Source organism: Cetobacterium sp., from assembly GCF_051658645.1.
Taxonomy (GTDB): Bacteria; Fusobacteriota; Fusobacteriia; order Fusobacteriales; family Fusobacteriaceae; genus Cetobacterium_A.
The window spans coordinates 15,338-32,974 of the sequence record NZ_JBOFMZ010000044.1; the positions used below are offsets into that span (position 1 = coordinate 15,338).

Consider the following 17,637-nt stretch of genomic DNA (forward strand, 5'->3'; position numbering starts at 1 on the left):
CTCCCTTATTTTCCACAATTACACCCTGTATTTTCTTTTGGATTTACATCTATTATTATGCTCGCATCAAAAACTGGTCCATCATGACAAACCTTTTTCATTCCTGCTAATGTCTTTATTGAACAACCTACACAAGCTTTGACTCCGCAAGCCATTCTTTCTTCTAGTGACACTTCACAAAACACACTGGCTTTTAACGACACTTCAGCAACTGCCTCCATCATCTTATGTGGCCCACAAGTTTGAACTATATCAATTTTTTCTTCAGCTAAAACTCTATTTAAAACTGTTACTACGTTTCCTTTTTCCCCTAAAGAACCATCATCAGTTGTTATATAAATCTTTACTCCATCTAAGTTTAAGTTTTGAAGTATATTTAAAGCTTCTTTACTTCTACCACCTGCAATAAATATTACTTCATTTTCTTTTTTTAATTTGTCTATCAGTAGTTTGGTAGGAGCTATACCCATTCCCCCTCCAACAACTACACATTTTTTATCTTTTAATTCAGTTGTAAAACCTGTTCCTAGTGGTCCTTGAATATTTAAATTATCTCCACTTTTGAGAGCTGCAAACTCTTTTGTTCCTCCACCCTTAACTTCATAATAAAACTCTAAAATGTTTCTATCTTTATCTGCATAGTGAAGGCTTATAGGTCTTCTTAAAATTCTTATCTCATTTTTTAACTTTATCATAAAAAACTGACCAGCTTTTGAGTGTTGAGAAGCTTTATCAGATTCTATTTTCATTAAGTAATAGTCTTCACCAACTTTATAATTTTCCAATACTTTACAATCTTCTAAAAACATTTTTTCCTCCCGAATCTATTCTTAATATTTTATTTTGTTATATCCCTATTACAGTAATAGCAATACATATGCTCTTTTTCTACTATATATTTATTATTAGTTTCTTCAAACTTTGTTATACATCTTTCATTTTTACAAATTATTTTTTCAGACTCTTTTATATCTACTTTCTTTACTTTACTTTTAGATACCTCTACTAAATTCAAAGCTATTGAGAAAATTGCAGCTCTTGTTGGAACTCCATTTGCTGCTTGTTCAAAGTATTTAGCATGCTTTGTATCATCTAAATCTATTTTTATTTCATCTACTCTTGGTAAAGGATGAAGTATTATCATTTCAGATTTACATTTCCCAACAATACTCTCTTTATCTATAATATAAGTTCCCGCTACTTTTTTATAATCTTCTATATTTTCAAATCTTTCCCTTTGTATTCTTGTCATATATAAAACATCAATTTCTTTTAAAACTGCTTTATAGTCTGAACTAATATGATACTTTATTCCTTTTTTTTCCATTCCTCTTATTATATATTGAGGTATTTGAATTATTTCTGGTGCTATAAAGTAAAATTCACAATTAAACAACTCTAAGGCTTTCGTCAATGAATGAACTGTTCTACCATTTTTTAGATCACCTACAAAAGCTATTTTTTTATTTTCTATTCTTCCTAGCTCTTTTTCAATTGTATATAAATCTAAAAGAGTTTGAGTTGGATGCTCATTTGACCCATCTCCTGCATTAATAACTGGAACTTTTGAAATGTCAGATGCAAAACGTGCTGCTCCATCTCTATTGTGTCTCATAACTATTATATCTGAATAAGCTTCTGTCATTTTTATTGTATCTCTTAAAGTTTCTCCCTTTTTTAAAGAGCTTGAATCAGGTGAATCAAAGCCTAAAACTTTTGCACCTAATCTATATGCTGCTGATGTAAAAGATAACCTTGTTCTTGTTGATGGTTCGAAAAATAAGCTTCCAATTATTTTCTTACTTAAAAGTTCTTCATTTTTATTTTCTAGTTCTTTCGCTACTCTTAAAACCTCTAAAATATCCTCTTTTGTAAAATCTTTCATTGAAATAAAATTTCTCATTTTTCCTCCTTAAAAGTTAACTTTAAAAAAAAAGGAATAGAAATTACAAATTATTGTAACTTCTACTCCATATATCAATATTAAAAGATAAAAATAATGAGAACAATGTATTTTTCTTTTTTTCCTTTTGCAATACAAAAATACTTAATAGTTTTCTCACTTTTATCCTCCTCATTTTTTATGCTTTCAAAAGTATAACATCCTATTTTAAATTTGTAAAGCGATATTTTTTAAAGCTTCCAATATAAAATTTAACTCTTCTTCAGTATTAAAAAATCCAAAAGAAAATCTTACAGTTCCTACTTCATAACTCCCAATTGCTTTATGAGCCAAAGGTGCGCAATGAAAACCAGGTCTAACTAATATATTGAACTCTTCATCTAAAATAGTTGATAAGTCTCCACTCTCAATTCCTTCTATATTTAAACTTATAACTGGTCCTTGCTCTCCTGTAAGGCTTTTATACAATTTTATTTTTTCTATTTTTTCCAAACCTTTTATAAATTTTTGACTTAAATTGTCTTCATGCTCTTTTATTTTATGAATTCCAATCTCTGATATAAAATCAATTCCAGCACCGAGACTCATCACTCCTGGCGTATTTAAAGTCCCAGCCTCTAAAACTTCAGGCATCTCTTCTGGCTGTCTTGAAAGCTTTGAAAAACTTCCTGTTCCTCCTTCTATAATCGGCTTGATTTTAACTTCATCTTTCAAACATATAGCACCAATTCCTTGTATTCCAAATAAAGATTTATGACCTGTCAAACATAAAATATCAATATTATCTCTCTCCATATTTATATCTATATAACCCGCACTTTGTGAAGCATCTAATATAAATAATATCCCATATTTTCTACAAATTTCTCCAATTTTCTTTATATCTTGAACCGTTCCATTCACATTTGATATATGATTTATCACAACTGCTTTTGTTTTTGAAGTTATATTTTTCTCTAGTTCTTCATACGTATTAATAAAAGTAAGTTTAACATCTTTTTCATCTTGCATATAAAACAAAGGTCTAAGAACTGAATTGTGCTCAAAATTCGTAGTTATCACATGTGAACTTTTTGGTATTGCACCTTTTATCGCAAAATTTAAAGATTCTGTTGCATTTGATGTAAAAGCTACATTTAAACTATTTTTAACACCAAAAAAAATTGCTACTTTCTCTCTTACTTCATATATTTTTTTACCAACTTCAATAGCTTTTCTATGACCTGCTCTTCCAGGATTAGCACTATATTCTCTTATTGCTGTGTCTACAATTCTATAAACCATCTCTGGTTTAGGAGAACTCGTAGCTGAATTATCAAAATAATATACTTTCATTTCATCTCCTTTTTTAATAAAATAATAAAGAGAGGATTTCTCCTCTCTTTTTATATTAGTTTATTTTTGCAAAAACTTCAACTATATTATACAAATGATCTTTTATTCTTCTGTAGTTATTTAATATATCCATATATCCTGTACTTAGCATAGCTGGCATTACATTTTCTGATACATGCTCTAAATGAGAAGCTCTTGCTTTCTTGTACTCTACTTTTATAAGATTGCATTTTTTTATTGAATCTATAAATAAATCTTTATCTCTCAACTCATAAGCTCTATTTATATCACCAAATAAAGTTTCTACACTTTTATGTAGATTATTTAAAGTTGTTCTCTTATAATCATTTAATTCAATTCCATTATCTTGCATTTTCTTTAACGTTTTTGCAATTCTTAATAAATAATCACTTATCGTTTCATATTCATCACAAGTTTGTAAATTTTCTCTAGTATCTTCTGTGTTTGAATAATCTAATGTTCCATTTAATATACGGAAGTTTACATCTGAAATTTCCTTTTGGAATAAATCTAATGTATCCTCTAATTTTTCTATTTTTCCAACTTGATTTTCTATTTTCTCTTCACCAGTAAACACTTGATTTAATTCTCCAAATATTTCTTTTATTTTAACTCCCATAGCTAAAATCTCTTTTTGAGTTTGCTCTACAACTACTGAAGGCGTCTCAGCCATTAAAATATCTAAATGTGTTACTCTTTCCTTAGCTACTGGTGAATCTGATTTTACTACTTTACATAAGAAGTCACCTAAATAACCTACAAGCGGAACAAACATAACTACATTTAATATATTAAACATTGTATGTGCTGTTGCTATAGCTGCTGTTAAATTATTTACTGGGTCTACTACATTTTCTAATAATCTTAAATATGGTCTAAATAAAGTTGTAGCCCATATAACTCCAGTTATATTTATTATTGTATGTGCATATGCTGCTCTCTTTGCATTTGCTGTTGCATTTAAAGATGCCAATAATGCTGTTATTGTAGTTCCTACATTTTCTCCTAAAACTAGTGCTACTGCTGTAGGGTAATCAATTAAACCTTGTACTGCTAAAGTTATTGTGATCCCTAGTGTTGCTGATGACGATTGAACTACCGCTGTTAAAAGAGCTCCTACTGCAGCGGCTTTTAACACTCCTGAATAACTACTCGCAGAAAATGCATGGAATAGAGAAACAAATTCTGGTAAAGATCTTAATGGTTTTAATCCATCACTCATTAATTCTAATCCAAAGAAAATTAATCCTAATCCCATTACTGCCATCGCTCTTGTTCTAGCTTTTTCACTAGTAAAGAACATTGTTGATATTGCTGCTGCTCCTGCCATTGGAAGTCCATATTTACCTATATTTAAAACTAAAATCCATCCTGTTATTGTTGTTCCTATATTTGCTCCTAAGATTACTCCTAAAGCTTGTTTTAATGATAACAGCGACGCGTTTACAAATCCTATTGTCATTACAGTACTTACTGATGATGACTGAACCAATCCTGTAACAAAAACTCCCATTATTATTGCCATAATACGATTTGTTGTAAGCAATGCTAAGATTTTTTTTAATCTTTCTCCTGCCATTTTTTGCATTCCTTTAGACATGTTCTCCATTCCGTATAAGAATAATCCCAGTCCTCCGAGAACTTTTAAAAAAATATCTAAGTACATTTTTCCTCCTAATTGTATTTTTAATCTTAAATTTTCAGTAAAATAGTTAATTAGCTAGATTTTATCACGTATTTTAAAAATTGTAAAATAAAAAACCTATTTTCGACTTGTTTTTTACACAATTTTAACATTCAATTTTATTTTTATTAAAAAAGGAATGTTTTTCACATTCCTTTCAATAGTTTTTTATTTTTTTTGAAGTTTGAATCCTGCAATTTTATTTACTATAATAGCTATCGCTCCATCTCCTGTTACATTACAAGCAGTTCCAAAACTATCTTGCGCTAAATATAGTGCAATCATTATTGATGTTAATGTTGGTGGGAATCCAAGCATTGTTTCTATTATTCCTAACGCTGCCATTACTGCTCCTCCTGGAACTCCTGGAGCTGCAACCATTGTAACACCTAGCATTAATATGAATCCAAGCATTGTTCCAAATGTTACTGCCATTCCATTTAACATCATTATAGCCATAGCACAACTAACTAAAGTTATAGTACTTCCTGACAGATGTATTGTTGCACATAATGGTACTACAAATTCAGCTATTCCTGGATTAACTCCATTTTCTTTTGTTTGATTTAATGTTACTGGAATAGTTGCTGCTGAAGATTGTGTTCCAATTGCTGTAAAATATGCAGGTAACATATTTTTTATTAGTTTTATTGGATTTCCACCTGATATTCCTCCCGCAATAAAATACATTACTAATAACACAGTTATATGTAATAAAATAATTACTGCAAATACTTTAGAGAATACTGAAAGTATTGTTACAACTTGCCCAGCATAAGTCATATTTGCAAAAATTCCTGCTATATGTAAAGGTAAGAATGGAATAATTATATTTTTAATTATAGCTTCCACAATTCTTTGAAATTCATTCATAACATCTTTTATTGCATTTCCTTTTACTATTGCGATTCCTGTTCCTAGAATAAACGCAATTAATAGAGCTGTCATAACATCCATTATTGGTGGCATATTTATTGTCAAATACCCTTCTAAAAGTCCATGCTCTGGATTCTCTGCTTTAGAAACCATTGATCCTGTTTTTAAAATCATTTTAAACACAGCTGTATTTACAAAATATGTAAATGTTCCTGATAACACTGTTGAGAAGTATGCAATTGCTGTTGTTATTCCCAATAATTTACCTGCTCCTGCTCCAAGTTCTCCAATTCCAGGAGCAACAAAACCTATTATTATCAATGGTATAGAGAATTTTAAAAAGTTTCCAAAAATACCATTAAATGTTGCTAATACTTTGACTGGAATCTCAAGCCCCGTCATTCCTATTCCTATTCCTATCAAAATTGCTAAAATCAATCTTGGTAAAAGACCTATTCTTTTCATATTACATTCCTCCCAGTCAAATTTGTTTGTATAAAGAAGTTACTGTATAACTATTACTACATTATATTTAATTTTGCAAATATATCTTATCAAACTATCATTAAGTTTGTATTTTTTCTATATATGTAATATAATTAATATAAAAATCAAATTATATTAAGAGTTGAGGATGTGAAAAATGATAAAAGGTAATGTTGAAGGTATTAGAGATTCCGTTTTAGCTGAATTAGAAAATATCTATAGTATGAATGTAGAAAAAGGAAAACTCGTTAATCATGAAATTGTTGAACTTATTACTGATATAACAAGACTTATTAATCGTGAAATTAGTGTTTCGATTGATAGAAAAGGTAGGATTTTAGAAGTTGCAATTGGAGATAGTAATAGTGTCGAATTACCTATTCTTGAAATTTCAAGTAAAAAATTAAGTGGTGTAAAAGTTATACATACACATCCAAATGGATATTCTAAACTTTCAATGATTGATATTTCTGCTCTTTTAAAGTTAAAGTTAGATGCTATTTTAGCTATTGGGGTTTCAGAAACAGAAATTACTGGTATCAATATTGGTTATTGTAAAATTAAAAATCAAGAGCTTACATATGAAGAAATTCAAAATCTTTCTCTTGAAAAAACTTTAGATATTGACTATCTTGATAAAGCTTTAGATATAGAATCTGAGCTTAGAAAAAATGATGTTGTTGAGGATGAAAGTGAATATGCAATTATTGTTGGAGTTGATTCTGAAGAAAGTTTAGATGAGCTTGAAGAACTTGCTAGAGCTTGTGAAGTTAATGTCGCTGGAAGAATCTTCCAAAAAATTAAAAGAATAGACAATATTTTCTATATTGGTAGTGGAAAAGTTAAAGAACTTGCACTTTTAAGACAAATCAAAAATGCTAATCTTATAATTTTTGATGAAGAGTTAAGTGGAATTCAAATCAAAAATTTAGAAGCCATTACTGGATGTAAAGTTATTGATAGAACTATTTTAATTCTTGAAATCTTTGCAAGAAGAGCTAGAACTAGAGAAGCTAAAATTCAGGTTGAGTTAGCTCAACTTAAATATAGAAGTCATAGACTTATTGGGCTAGGAAGTGTTATGTCTAGAATAGGTGGAGGTATTGGTACAAAAGGACCTGGTGAAAAAAAATTAGAGATTGATAGAAGAAGAATCAAAGATGATATTTTCGCTCTTAGACAAGAATTAGAAAAAATAAAAAAAATACGAGCTCTTCAAAGAACTAAAAGAGAAAGTTCTGGTATTCCTAGAGTTTCTATTGTTGGATATACTAATGTTGGTAAATCTACTCTTAGAAACCTTTTAGTTGAAATGTACCCTAGTGATAATACAGTTAGAAAAGAAGCTGTTTTTGCTGAAAATATGCTTTTTGCTACTCTTGATGCTACTACTAGAACTATGATTCTACCTGATAAAAGAGTTACAGCCTTAACTGATACAGTTGGTTTTGTTAGAAAATTACCTCATGATCTTGTAGAAGCTTTCAAGTCCACTCTTGAAGAAGTTATATTCTCAGATCTTCTAGTTCATCTTGTTGATGCTTCTAGCGAAACTGTTGTAAAACAGATTACATCCGTAGAAAATGTTTTAACTGAATTGGGTGCTTTTGACAAACCTACTATTTTGGTTTTAAACAAATGTGATGTTGCTACAGAAGAACAAATTCAAAAATTAAAAGAACTTTATAGTCATCTAGATATTATTGAAATAAGTGCTAAAAATGAGGTTAATATTGATTTGTTGATAGATAAAGTAAGTGCGTCTTTACCTAGAACTATGAAAAAAGTTGAACTTCTAATTCCATATACAGAATCATCTATAAATTCTTATCTTCATAGAAACTCTATAATTGAAAGTGAGTCTTATGAAGGTGATGGTACTTTAATGATTGTAACTTTAAGTGATGAAGCTTATAATAAGTGTTCTAAATTTATTGTGAATGAGTTTTAATTTTTTATAATAAACATTGACATTCAATATTTATTATGGTACTATTATTTTGTGATTGCGGGAGTAGCTCAGTTGGTAGAGCGTCAGCCTTCCAAGCTGAATGTCGCGAGTTCGACCCTCGTCTCCCGCTCCATAAATTTTGGTACTTTTGCCCCGTTCGTTCAACGGTTAGGACAATAGATTTTCACTCTATAGACAGGGGTTCGATTCCCCTACGGGGTACCATTTGGGGATATAGCTCAGTTGGGAGAGCGACGCACTTGCACTGCGTAGGTCAGCGGTTCGATTCCGCTTATCTCCACCATTGCCTAGATAGCTCAGTTGGCTAGAGCACCCGGTTCATACCCGGGCGGTCGAAGGTTCGAATCCTTTTCTAGGCACCATTTAGAATTTTAACACTCTTAAAGAGTGTTTTTTTTTACCTATAAATAGAAACAGGTTGCTAAAAAGCAACCTGTTTCTATTTATTATACTTTATATATTTTATTATCTGAATAATTAACGTTGGAACAAACGCTAACAGTGTTATTTGAAGAAAATTCAATAACGTCAAATCTGATACTGCAAACATACTATGAAATAACGGTACTATTAATACAACATACAATAACACTGATCCTAATAAAAATGCATAGATGCTAAACATATTTTTTGTTATTCCTAATTTTAAAATCGATTCATTTCCCCTACAGTTAAATCCATGAAATAATCTTCCTAAACATAGCGTCGAAAACGCCATTGTACTACCCAATTTTGAATCACCCTTCGCAAATCCTAAATAGAAAGCTACAATTGTAGCTACTGCTATTAATAATCCTTCTATTAATATTTTAATTGAAAGCTTTTTATCAAGCAATGGTGTATTTGATTCTCTAGGCTTTTCATCTAGAACATTTCCTCTTGATGGTTCCATTCCAATAGCTATTGCTGGTAAACTATCCGTCAATAAATTAATAAATAAAAGATGTACTGGTGCAAATATAACTGGAAGTCCCATTAAAGATGCATAAAAAACAGCTAAAATTCCTGCTGTATTTCCAGAAAGTAAAAATTTTATAGAGTTTTTTATATTAGAATATAAGTTCCTTCCTATAATAACTGATTTTACTATAGTTGAAAAATTATCATCTGTAAGTATCATTGAAGCTGCATCTTTAGATACTTCAGTTCCTGTTATTCCCATAGCTATACCCACATCAGCTTTTTTCAAAGCTGGTGCATCATTTACTCCATCACCAGTCATAGCACAAATTTTTCCCAATTTCTGCCAAGCTGAAACTATTCTTATTTTATGCTCTGGAGAAACTCTTGCATATACAGATATTTTTTCTACGTGTTTTAACAATTCTTCATCTGTCATCTGCTCTACTTCAAAACCATCTAATGTTTCATCTCCATCTTTATATATTCCAATTTCTTTTGCTATTGCTTTAGCTGTAACCTTATAATCACCTGTTATCATAACTGGCTTTATACCTGCTCTTATACAATTTTGAACTGCTTCTCTAGATTCTTCTCTTGGTGGATCTATCATGCTTATTAATCCTATAAATATAAAATCCTTTTCATCTTGAAAATCTAAATCTCGAGCAATGTCTAACTCTTTCATTGCAAAAGATAAAACTCTTAGGCCTAGTTGGGCAAATTCTAGATTAGCTGTTTTTATATTTTCCCTATCTTCTTCTGTTATAATTTCTACTTCTCCATTTTCTCTTAAAATATACTTTGCTTTATTCACTACAATATCAGGTGCACCTTTTGTTATAAGATAATCTCTTTCATCTATTTTATTTAAAGTACTCATCATTTTTCTATCTGAATCAAATGGTAACTCTTTCAATCTTGGATAATTGTTTCTAATTTTATTTTCAACCATACTGTATTTATGACCTATATTTACAAGTGCTATCTCTGTTGGATCTCCAATCTCTTGTCCATTTATATTTACAGCATCACTACATAAAATTGCTGCTCTTAATAACCCCATCTCTATTTTAGAATTCAAATCTATTTTATCTGCATCTATATTTCTTTTATCAACATATAGCTGTTTTACTTTCATTTTATTTTGTGTTAATGTTCCTGTTTTATCTGAACAAATTACAGATACACATCCTAAAGATTCAACAGAGTGTAATTTTTTTATTATAGCATTTTCTTTTGCCATTTTTTGAGTTCCTATTGCTAAAACTATTGTAACTATTGAACCTAAAGCTTCTGGAATAGCAGCTACTGCTAGTGCTACTGCAAACATCAATGAGTCCAATAAAGCTACTCCTCTTGCTATACTCATAAAGAATACAGCTATACATAAAACTATTATTGCTATTGAAAGTTTATGTCCAAATTTTTCTAAAGATTTTTGCAAAGGTGTTGCTGCATCCTCTGTTTCATCTAATAGTGAAGCTATTTTTCCTAATTCTGTTTTCATTCCTATTGATGTAATAATTAATTTTGCTCTTCCATAAGTAACTAAACTACCTGAGAAAACCATGTTTTTTTGATCTCCTACAGTTAAATTTTGATCATCTATAACAGTAGATATTTTCTCTAAACTTTCTGATTCACCTGTCAAAGAACTTTCATTCACCATCAATGAATATGATTCTAATATTCTTGCGTCACTTGGAACTATATCTCCAGCTTGAATAAGAACTATATCTCCAGGAAGTAATTGAGAAGAGTCTATCTCTTGTTTCTGACCATCTCTAATCACTCTTGCCTTTGGCGAAGACATTTTCTTCAAACTTTCTAGTGATTGTTCAGCTTTTAAATGCTGAACAGTTCCCAATATAGCATTCATGGTTATAACTATTAAAATTACTAATGTACTTTCTTTATTCCCAGAAACAAAAGATATTATTGCCGCAGCTAAAAGAATAATTACTAGAAAATCTTTAAATTGTTCTAAAAAAATTCTAAAACCACTCTTTTTTTCTTTGCTATTTAAAATATTACTTCCATATTTTTCTTTTAATACTTCCAAATCATTACTTTTCAATCCATATTCAGAAGTATTAAAATACCTCATTACCTCATCATTACTTTTAGAATAAAAAAAATTCATCAAAATCCTCCTTTAAACATTTTACTTTCATATTTTATTTACTAATTTTAGCTAGATTTTCATTTTAAAATAAAAAAAAGACTTTAAGTATAAGTTAAAACTTACACTTAAAGTCTTGTCACCATTTAGGTGTATAATACCAGATTTTTCAATCGTGATGTTGATATTATACTTTTGACTACTCCCTTTGAGTATTTTATTATTTTTATATTTTAGATATATCAAATATATCTAGATCCATCTTATCTACATTTAACTCTTGAACTCTTATAACTGCATTTAACGTATCAAGAGATGTTAAAACTTCTACTCCATATTCTATAGCAGTTCTTCTGATTTTAAACCCATCTCTTTGGGCATCATTTGCTTTTGTAGGCGTATTTACTAATAAATCGACATCTCTATTTTTTAATAAATCTAAAATATTTGGAGATTCTTCATTTATCTTTTTCACTGCTACTGCTTCAATTTCATTTTCCTCTAAATATTTTTGTGTTCCTTCTGTTGCAAACAATTGACATCCTAAATTTTTTAGAGATTTTGCTACAGGTAAAAACTCATCTTTATCCTTATCTCTTATTGTTAAAAGAATCTTTTTATTTCTTATACACTGAATTCTTCCTGCACCTAAAAGACCTTTAAATATTGCTTCATCTGCTGTATGTCCAACTCCTAAAACCTCTCCTGTTGATTTCATTTCTGGTCCTAAAGAAACCTCAACCCCTGAAAGCTTTTCTGTAGAGAAAACTGGTACTTTTACAGCTACAACTGATGGTTTCTTATATATCCCTGTTCCAAAATTTAGATCTTTAAGTTTTTGTCCCATTATTACTTTTGTTGCTAAATCAATTACAGGAACTCCTGATATTTTAGCTATATAGGGAACTGTTCTTGAAGATCTTGGATTAACCTCTATTACATATAACTCATTTTCATAAGCGATAAATTGAATATTCATCATACCTTTAATTTTTAATTCTTTAGCTAATTTTTTTGTAATTTCTTCAATTTTTTCTTCTGTTCCCTTATAAAGATTTTGTGGTGGATATATTGTTATCGAATCACCCGAGTGAACCCCTGCTCTTTCTAAATGCTCCATAACTCCAGGTATTAGAATATCTTCACCATCACAAATAGCATCAACTTCAACTTCTATTCCATTTAAATATTTATCTATAAGAACTGGATTTTCTGGATCTCTTTCGAAAGATGCTTTTAAATAATTTACTAGATTAAATTCATCGTGACAAATTTCCATACCTTGACCACCTAAAACATATGAAGGTCTTACTAGAACAGGGTACTGAACATCAATTGCTATTTTTTTTCCAGCTTCAATATCCCATACAGCTTTTCCTTTAGGTCTTTTTATATCTAGTTTTTCCATTATAGCTTCAAACTTTTCTCTGTCTTCTGCTGCATCTACCATTTCTGCTGAAGTTCCTAAAATTTTAACTCCTCGATCTCTCAAATCATTAGCTAATTTTATAGCTGTTTGACCTCCAAATTGTATAATTACTCCTTCTGGATTTTCTTTATCAATTACGTTCATAACATCCTCTGTTACTAACGGCTCAAAGTATAATCTGTCAGCTGTTGAAAAATCTGTAGAAACAGTTTCAGGATTATTATTTATAATAATACTTTCAATTCCCATTTTTCTTAAAGTTTTAATTGAATGAACTGTACAGTAATCAAATTCTATACCTTGTCCAATTCTAATTGGACCAGATCCAATAACTATTACTTTTTTATTATCTGTTACTTCAACTTCATCAAATTGGTCATAAGTTGAATAGAAATATGATGAATCTGCTGCAAACTCTCCTGCACAAGTATCAACCATTTTATAAACTGGATTTATTGATAAATCTCTTCTTTTTCTTCTTATATCTTGCTCAGTAATATTTAAAAGCTGAGCTATTCCTTTATCTGAGAATCCTTTTTTCTTTATATTTCTTAAGAACTTTTCATCTAAATCTTTTAGTTCCATTTTTTTCATTATTTCTTCTTGTCTCACAAGCCACTCTAATTTCTCCATAAAGAACTTATCTATTCCAGTTAATTTTTGAAGCTTATCTTTTACATAACCTCTTCTTAGCATTTCCGCCACTACAAATATTCTTTCATCATCAGGTCTTACAACTATCTCTTTTAATTCTTCCATCGTCATCTTTTTAACAACAGGGTGCTCTAAGTTATAAGTTCCTATTTCAAGTGATCTTAATCCTTTTAAAAAAGCTGCTTCGAAATTATTACCAATCGCCATAATTTCTCCTGTTGCCATCATCTTTGTTCCTAATCTTTTATTTGCTTTTTTGAATTTATCAAAAGGCCATTTAGGTATTTTTACAACTATATAATCTAATGCTGGTTCAAAACAAGCAAATGTTTTTCCTGTTACTTCATTTATAACTTCGTCTAAAGTGTAACCTAAAGATAATCTTGTAGCAACTCTAGCTATTGGATATCCTGTAGCTTTTGAAGCTAGTGCTGATGATCTTGAAACTCTTGGATTAATCTCTATAATTGCATATTGGAATGATTTTGGATGAAGAGCAAATTGAACATTACATCCTCCTACTACTCCTATTTCATTTATTATTTTTAATGCTGATGTTCTTAGCATTTGATATTCTCTATCTGAAAGAGTTTGTGAAGGTGCCACAACTATAGAATCTCCTGTATGTATTCCAACTGGATCTATATTTTCCATATTACAAACAGTTATACAATTTCCATCTTTATCTCTAATTACTTCATATTCAACCTCTTTCCAACCTAAGATTGATTTTTCAATTAAAACTTGACCAACTCTAGATAGTTTTAATCCTTTTAGTAATATATCTTCCAATTCTTGAGGTGTGTCAGCAATTCCCCCTCCAGTACCTCCTAAAGTATATGCTGGTCTTACAACAATAGGATAACCAATCTCTTTAGCAACTTTAAATCCGTCTTCTAAAGTTTCAACTATTTTACTCTCTATTACAGGCTCTCCTATTTTATCCATAGCCTCTCTAAATAGTTTTCTATCTTCTCCTCTTTTGATAGACTCAACTGAGGTTCCAATAACTTTTACTCCATATTTTTTAAGTATTCCTTTATCTTCAAGTTCAATTGCCATATTTAAAGCTGTTTGTCCACCCATTCCAGCTAAAATTGAATCTGGTCTTTCTTTTGCAATTACTTTTTCAACAAATTCAACTGTAATTGGCTCTATATATATTCTATCTGCAACTGATTTGTCAGTCATTATTGTAGCTGGATTAGAATTAATTAAAACTACTTCTATTCCTTCTTTTTTTAAAGTTTCGCATGCTTGTGTCCCTGAGTAATCAAACTCTGCTGCTTGTCCTATTATAATTGGTCCTGATCCGATTACCAGTGTCTTTTTAATTGATTTATCTAACATTTATTCTCCTCCTGAAAATTCTACTAAAATAATTCCTAAACTTTTATCCCTCTATTACTTTTAAGAAATCATCAAATAAATACTCTGAATCTGCTGGACCTGGCCAAGCTTCAGGATGATATTGTACACATAGTATTTTATACTCTTTACTTCTCATACCTTCTATTGAGTTATCATTTAAATTTATATGAGTAACTTCCATTGAATCAGGCACTTTATCTACAACGTATCCATGATTTTGAGAAGTTATGAATATTCTATTTTTTTCTAAATCTTTAACTGGATGATTACACCCTCTATGACCATATTTTAATTTTGTTGTTGTTCCTCCTAAAGCCCAAGCTAAAAGTTGATGCCCTAAACATATTCCAACAATCGGTAATTTCCCAACTAATTTTTTAATTTCATTTATTACTTCTGTTAATTCTGCAGGATCCCCTGGCCCGTTCGATAAAAATATTCCATCTAATTTATGAGAAAGTAATTCTTCTGCTGTTACATTCCAAGGAAAAACAATCTGATGAATTCCTCTTTTTTCAAAACATCTTAAAATATTTTTCTTAACTCCAAAATCTATTACACCTATTCTTTTTCCAATTCCTGAAATTTCATATATCTCTTTCGTACTTACCTGTTCTACAGCATCGCTATTATTAAACTTTGTAAAGTGTGCATCTATTTCTTTTTGAGTAAGCTCTTTTGCAGTTATTAGAGCTTTCATAGCTCCTTGCTCTCTAATTATTTTAGTTAAATGTCTTGTATCTACCCCTTTAAATCCTACAACATTATGTTGTCTTAAGAATCCATCTAATGTCATCTCACATCTAAAATTATTTGGAAGTTTAGCATCCTCTTTGATGATAAATCCTTTTAACTTTATTCCTGTAGACTCCATATCCTCTAGGTTTATTCCGTAATTTCCAACCATTGGATAAGTCATAACAACTATTTGCCCATAGTATGATGGATCTGTTAATAACTCTTGATAACCTGTCATTCCTGTATTAAATACAAGTTCTCCTACACTTTCACCAAGTTCTCCAAAAATTTTTCCATCAAAACACATTCCGTTTTCAAGAATTAACTTCCCCTTCATTTAAACCTCCCAAATTTTTTCCATAAAAAAAGGAATATGAAAATCATATTCCTTATCTATATAAATATTAAAATTAATAACTATAAAATTGAAAAACATAAGCAAATTATTAAAAAATGAAATAAATAAAATTAAAACTGACAAGTGATTTTTTTTTCTTTTTTTTACTTTTCTGCCGCTTTTAAAAATCATATTTCATCCTCCTTTTTTTGCTCTAAGAGAAAGTATATACTAATTTTAAAAACTTGTCAATTATTTTTTTTGCACATTATTAGCTCTACTAGTGCATTTAAAATACATTGTTCATCTTATAATTTTATTTTATTTTTTTTAATCTTGATATATTGTTATTTACGTTGTAATATAATTACTGAAAATTACATTCACAAACTAAGGAGGAATTTATGGACTATAATATAATTACAAACAACAATAAAGTTTTCAATTTTTTCAAAGAAACAGATTGTGTTATTTTTTTAGATGATAATAATATTAATGAAGTTTTGACTTTTGTTGAATCAAAATGTTTAGAAGGTCATAGACTTTTAAGTGATCCAATTCTATATAATTTAGAAAATCAAAGTAATCCTTTTAAATCGATATTAATTACGAATAAACAAATTGAAGATAATTCTCATTCTATTAAAATAATGCTTGGTGTTCTCGATATTGTAAAAAAAGTTACTTTTATTCCAAAAGAAGAACAATCAAATGTTTCTCTTGAAGAATTTAGATTTATAGATTTAAACTTAATTAGAGATAGCATCTCTAAAATTAATTTGTTATAATTTTAAAATGGATAGTTATTTTCTATCCATTTTTTATTTTCTTATATAATTTTAATCTAGTTTATTGTATAATAAAATAAAATAGATTTGGAGGAAATTATTATGGAGTTGATTATTTTAACTGGACTTAGTGGCTCTGGAAAGTCTACAGGACTAAAAACTTTGGAAGATTTGGGTTTTTTTACAATGGATAATATTCCTTTTAGATTTGCTGGTTTAATTCTAAAAGATTTAAAGAATTCCGCTAAAAATAAAGAAGTACAAAAAATTGCTTTGGGACTTGATGTTAGAACTATTATTGATGCGGATGACTTCAACACCTTCTTTACAGAAATCGATAATTTAAACATTGATTACAAAATTATTTTTTTAGAAGCTTCTATACAGTGTCTTTTAAACAGATATAACCTTACAAGAAGAAAACACCCTTTAACTAAAAATACACTATTACAAAGTATTGAAGATGAGATTTTCTTGATGGAAGATATAAAAGATAAAACTAACTTAATTATTGATACCAGTTTTTTAAGCGCTAAAGAACTTTCGAGAAAAATTGAAACCGCTGTTGCTTCTTTTTCTAAAAATATTCTTTTGAATATCCATTTACAATCTTTTGGTTTCAAACATGGTGTTCCTATTGATGCAGATATGATATTTGATGTAAGAACTCTTCCTAATCCTTATTATCTAGAAGAATTAAGAGAAAAAAATGGTTTTAATGATGATGTTTTTGATTATGTTATGAGTTTTGAATCTTCTCAAACTTTATACAATAAAATTTTAGATTTAGTTACATTTTTAATTCCATCGTATATAAAAGATGAAAAGAGACATCTAACTATTGGTATTGGATGTAGTGGTGGCCAACACCGATCCGTTTCTTTTGTTAGAAGATTACAAAAAGATTTAAACAATATCGAAGATATCAATATTTATTCTATGCACAGAGAAAAAGAGCGAGGTAATTGGTAAGATTTATACTCACTCTTTAAAGTCTGAAATTTTAAAAATAAAGGAG

11 protein-coding genes and 4 tRNA genes are annotated in these 17,637 nt (G+C 29.4%); 7 read left to right on the plus strand and 8 right to left on the minus strand.

Annotation, left to right across the window (positions count from 1 at the left end; translation table 11 throughout):
- Positions 1-5: 5 nt before the first annotated feature.
- From ACRCZX_RS04410 to ACRCZX_RS04430, 5 genes are all read right to left on the minus strand, one after another.
- Positions 6-809 (minus strand): dihydroorotate dehydrogenase electron transfer subunit, encoded by an 804-nt coding sequence (locus tag ACRCZX_RS04410; RefSeq protein ID WP_438581731.1) that lies wholly within the window; start codon positions 807-809, stop codon positions 6-8.
- Between the two features lie 29 nt (positions 810-838).
- On the minus strand, positions 839-1,903 hold the full coding sequence (pyrB, locus tag ACRCZX_RS04415) for an aspartate carbamoyltransferase (protein WP_438581732.1): 1,065 nt from the start codon (positions 1,901-1,903) through the stop codon (positions 839-841).
- Between the two features lie 207 nt (positions 1,904-2,110).
- Positions 2,111-3,238: an aminotransferase class V-fold PLP-dependent enzyme gene (locus ACRCZX_RS04420; RefSeq protein WP_438581733.1), complete on the minus strand. Its 1,128-nt coding sequence runs from the start codon at positions 3,236-3,238 to the stop codon at positions 2,111-2,113.
- A gap of 55 nt (positions 3,239-3,293) precedes the next feature.
- A complete protein-coding gene (locus ACRCZX_RS04425) occupies positions 3,294-4,925 on the minus strand; it encodes a Na/Pi cotransporter family protein (protein ID WP_438581734.1) in 1,632 nt (543 codons plus the stop codon).
- A 186-nt stretch (positions 4,926-5,111) separates the two neighbouring features.
- A complete protein-coding gene (locus ACRCZX_RS04430; protein ID WP_438581735.1) occupies positions 5,112-6,284 on the minus strand; it encodes a dicarboxylate/amino acid:cation symporter in 1,173 nt (390 codons plus the stop codon).
- 178 nt (positions 6,285-6,462) lie between these two features.
- Here ACRCZX_RS04430 and hflX point away from each other — a divergent pair, with 178 nt between their 5' ends.
- The 5 genes from hflX (at position 6,463) to ACRCZX_RS04455 (ending at position 8,639) form a co-directional block, all read left to right on the plus strand.
- A complete protein-coding gene (gene hflX, locus ACRCZX_RS04435; protein WP_438581736.1) occupies positions 6,463-8,256 on the plus strand; it encodes a GTPase HflX in 1,794 nt (597 codons plus the stop codon).
- Between the two features lie 57 nt (positions 8,257-8,313).
- Positions 8,314-8,389 (plus strand) — tRNA-Gly (locus ACRCZX_RS04440).
- Positions 8,390-8,406: 17 nt separating this feature from the next.
- Positions 8,407-8,481: transfer RNA gene (locus ACRCZX_RS04445), tRNA-Glu, on the plus strand.
- Positions 8,482-8,484: 3 nt separating this feature from the next.
- A tRNA-Ala gene (locus ACRCZX_RS04450) sits at positions 8,485-8,560 on the plus strand.
- Positions 8,561-8,562: 2 nt separating this feature from the next.
- Positions 8,563-8,639: transfer RNA gene (locus ACRCZX_RS04455), tRNA-Met, on the plus strand.
- A 77-nt stretch (positions 8,640-8,716) separates the two neighbouring features.
- Here the strand turns inward: ACRCZX_RS04455 and ACRCZX_RS04460 are convergent.
- From ACRCZX_RS04460 to ACRCZX_RS04470, 3 genes are all read right to left on the minus strand, one after another.
- Entirely contained in the window at positions 8,717-11,323 is a 2,607-nt protein-coding gene (locus ACRCZX_RS04460; RefSeq protein ID WP_438581737.1) for a cation-translocating P-type ATPase, read from the minus strand.
- A 205-nt stretch (positions 11,324-11,528) separates the two neighbouring features.
- Positions 11,529-14,735, minus strand: a complete 3,207-nt coding sequence (gene carB, locus ACRCZX_RS04465) for a carbamoyl-phosphate synthase (glutamine-hydrolyzing) large subunit (protein WP_438581738.1) — start codon at positions 14,733-14,735, stop codon at positions 11,529-11,531.
- A 43-nt stretch (positions 14,736-14,778) separates the two neighbouring features.
- Positions 14,779-15,831, minus strand: coding sequence for a carbamoyl phosphate synthase small subunit (locus ACRCZX_RS04470; protein WP_438581739.1), 1,053 nt, complete (start codon positions 15,829-15,831; stop codon positions 14,779-14,781).
- 404 nt (positions 15,832-16,235) lie between these two features.
- Here ACRCZX_RS04470 and ACRCZX_RS04475 point away from each other — a divergent pair, with 404 nt between their 5' ends.
- Together ACRCZX_RS04475 and rapZ are read left to right on the plus strand one after the other, a co-directional pair.
- Positions 16,236-16,619: a GrdX family protein gene (locus tag ACRCZX_RS04475; protein ID WP_438581740.1), complete on the plus strand. Its 384-nt coding sequence runs from the start codon at positions 16,236-16,238 to the stop codon at positions 16,617-16,619.
- 102 nt (positions 16,620-16,721) lie between these two features.
- The gene (gene rapZ, locus ACRCZX_RS04480) at positions 16,722-17,591 is read left to right on the plus strand and encodes an RNase adapter RapZ (RefSeq protein WP_438581741.1); all 870 of its coding nucleotides are present in this window, start codon (positions 16,722-16,724) and stop codon (positions 17,589-17,591) included.
- Positions 17,592-17,637 lie beyond the last annotated feature (46 nt).

What these genes read in the sequence shown, in the direction of transcription:
- ACRCZX_RS04425 (WP_438581734.1), bottom strand. Translation starts at nt 4,925, where the DNA reads ATGTACTTAGATATTTTTTTAAAAGTTCTCGGAGGACTGGGATTATTC.
- ACRCZX_RS04470 (WP_438581739.1), bottom strand. Translation starts at nt 15,831, where the DNA reads ATGAAGGGGAAGTTAATTCTTGAAAACGGAATGTGTTTTGATGGAAAA.
- rapZ (WP_438581741.1), top strand. Translation starts at nt 16,722, where the DNA reads ATGGAGTTGATTATTTTAACTGGACTTAGTGGCTCTGGAAAGTCTACA.
- ACRCZX_RS04420 (WP_438581733.1), bottom strand. Translation starts at nt 3,238, where the DNA reads ATGAAAGTATATTATTTTGATAATTCAGCTACGAGTTCTCCTAAACCA.
- ACRCZX_RS04410 (WP_438581731.1), bottom strand. Translation starts at nt 809, where the DNA reads ATGTTTTTAGAAGATTGTAAAGTATTGGAAAATTATAAAGTTGGTGAA.
- ACRCZX_RS04460 (WP_438581737.1), bottom strand. Translation starts at nt 11,323, where the DNA reads ATGAATTTTTTTTATTCTAAAAGTAATGATGAGGTAATGAGGTATTTT.
- ACRCZX_RS04430 (WP_438581735.1), bottom strand. Translation starts at nt 6,284, where the DNA reads ATGAAAAGAATAGGTCTTTTACCAAGATTGATTTTAGCAATTTTGATA.
- ACRCZX_RS04475 (WP_438581740.1), top strand. Translation starts at nt 16,236, where the DNA reads ATGGACTATAATATAATTACAAACAACAATAAAGTTTTCAATTTTTTC.
- carB (WP_438581738.1), bottom strand. Translation starts at nt 14,735, where the DNA reads ATGTTAGATAAATCAATTAAAAAGACACTGGTAATCGGATCAGGACCA.
- pyrB (WP_438581732.1), bottom strand. Translation starts at nt 1,903, where the DNA reads ATGAGAAATTTTATTTCAATGAAAGATTTTACAAAAGAGGATATTTTA.
- hflX (WP_438581736.1), top strand. Translation starts at nt 6,463, where the DNA reads ATGATAAAAGGTAATGTTGAAGGTATTAGAGATTCCGTTTTAGCTGAA.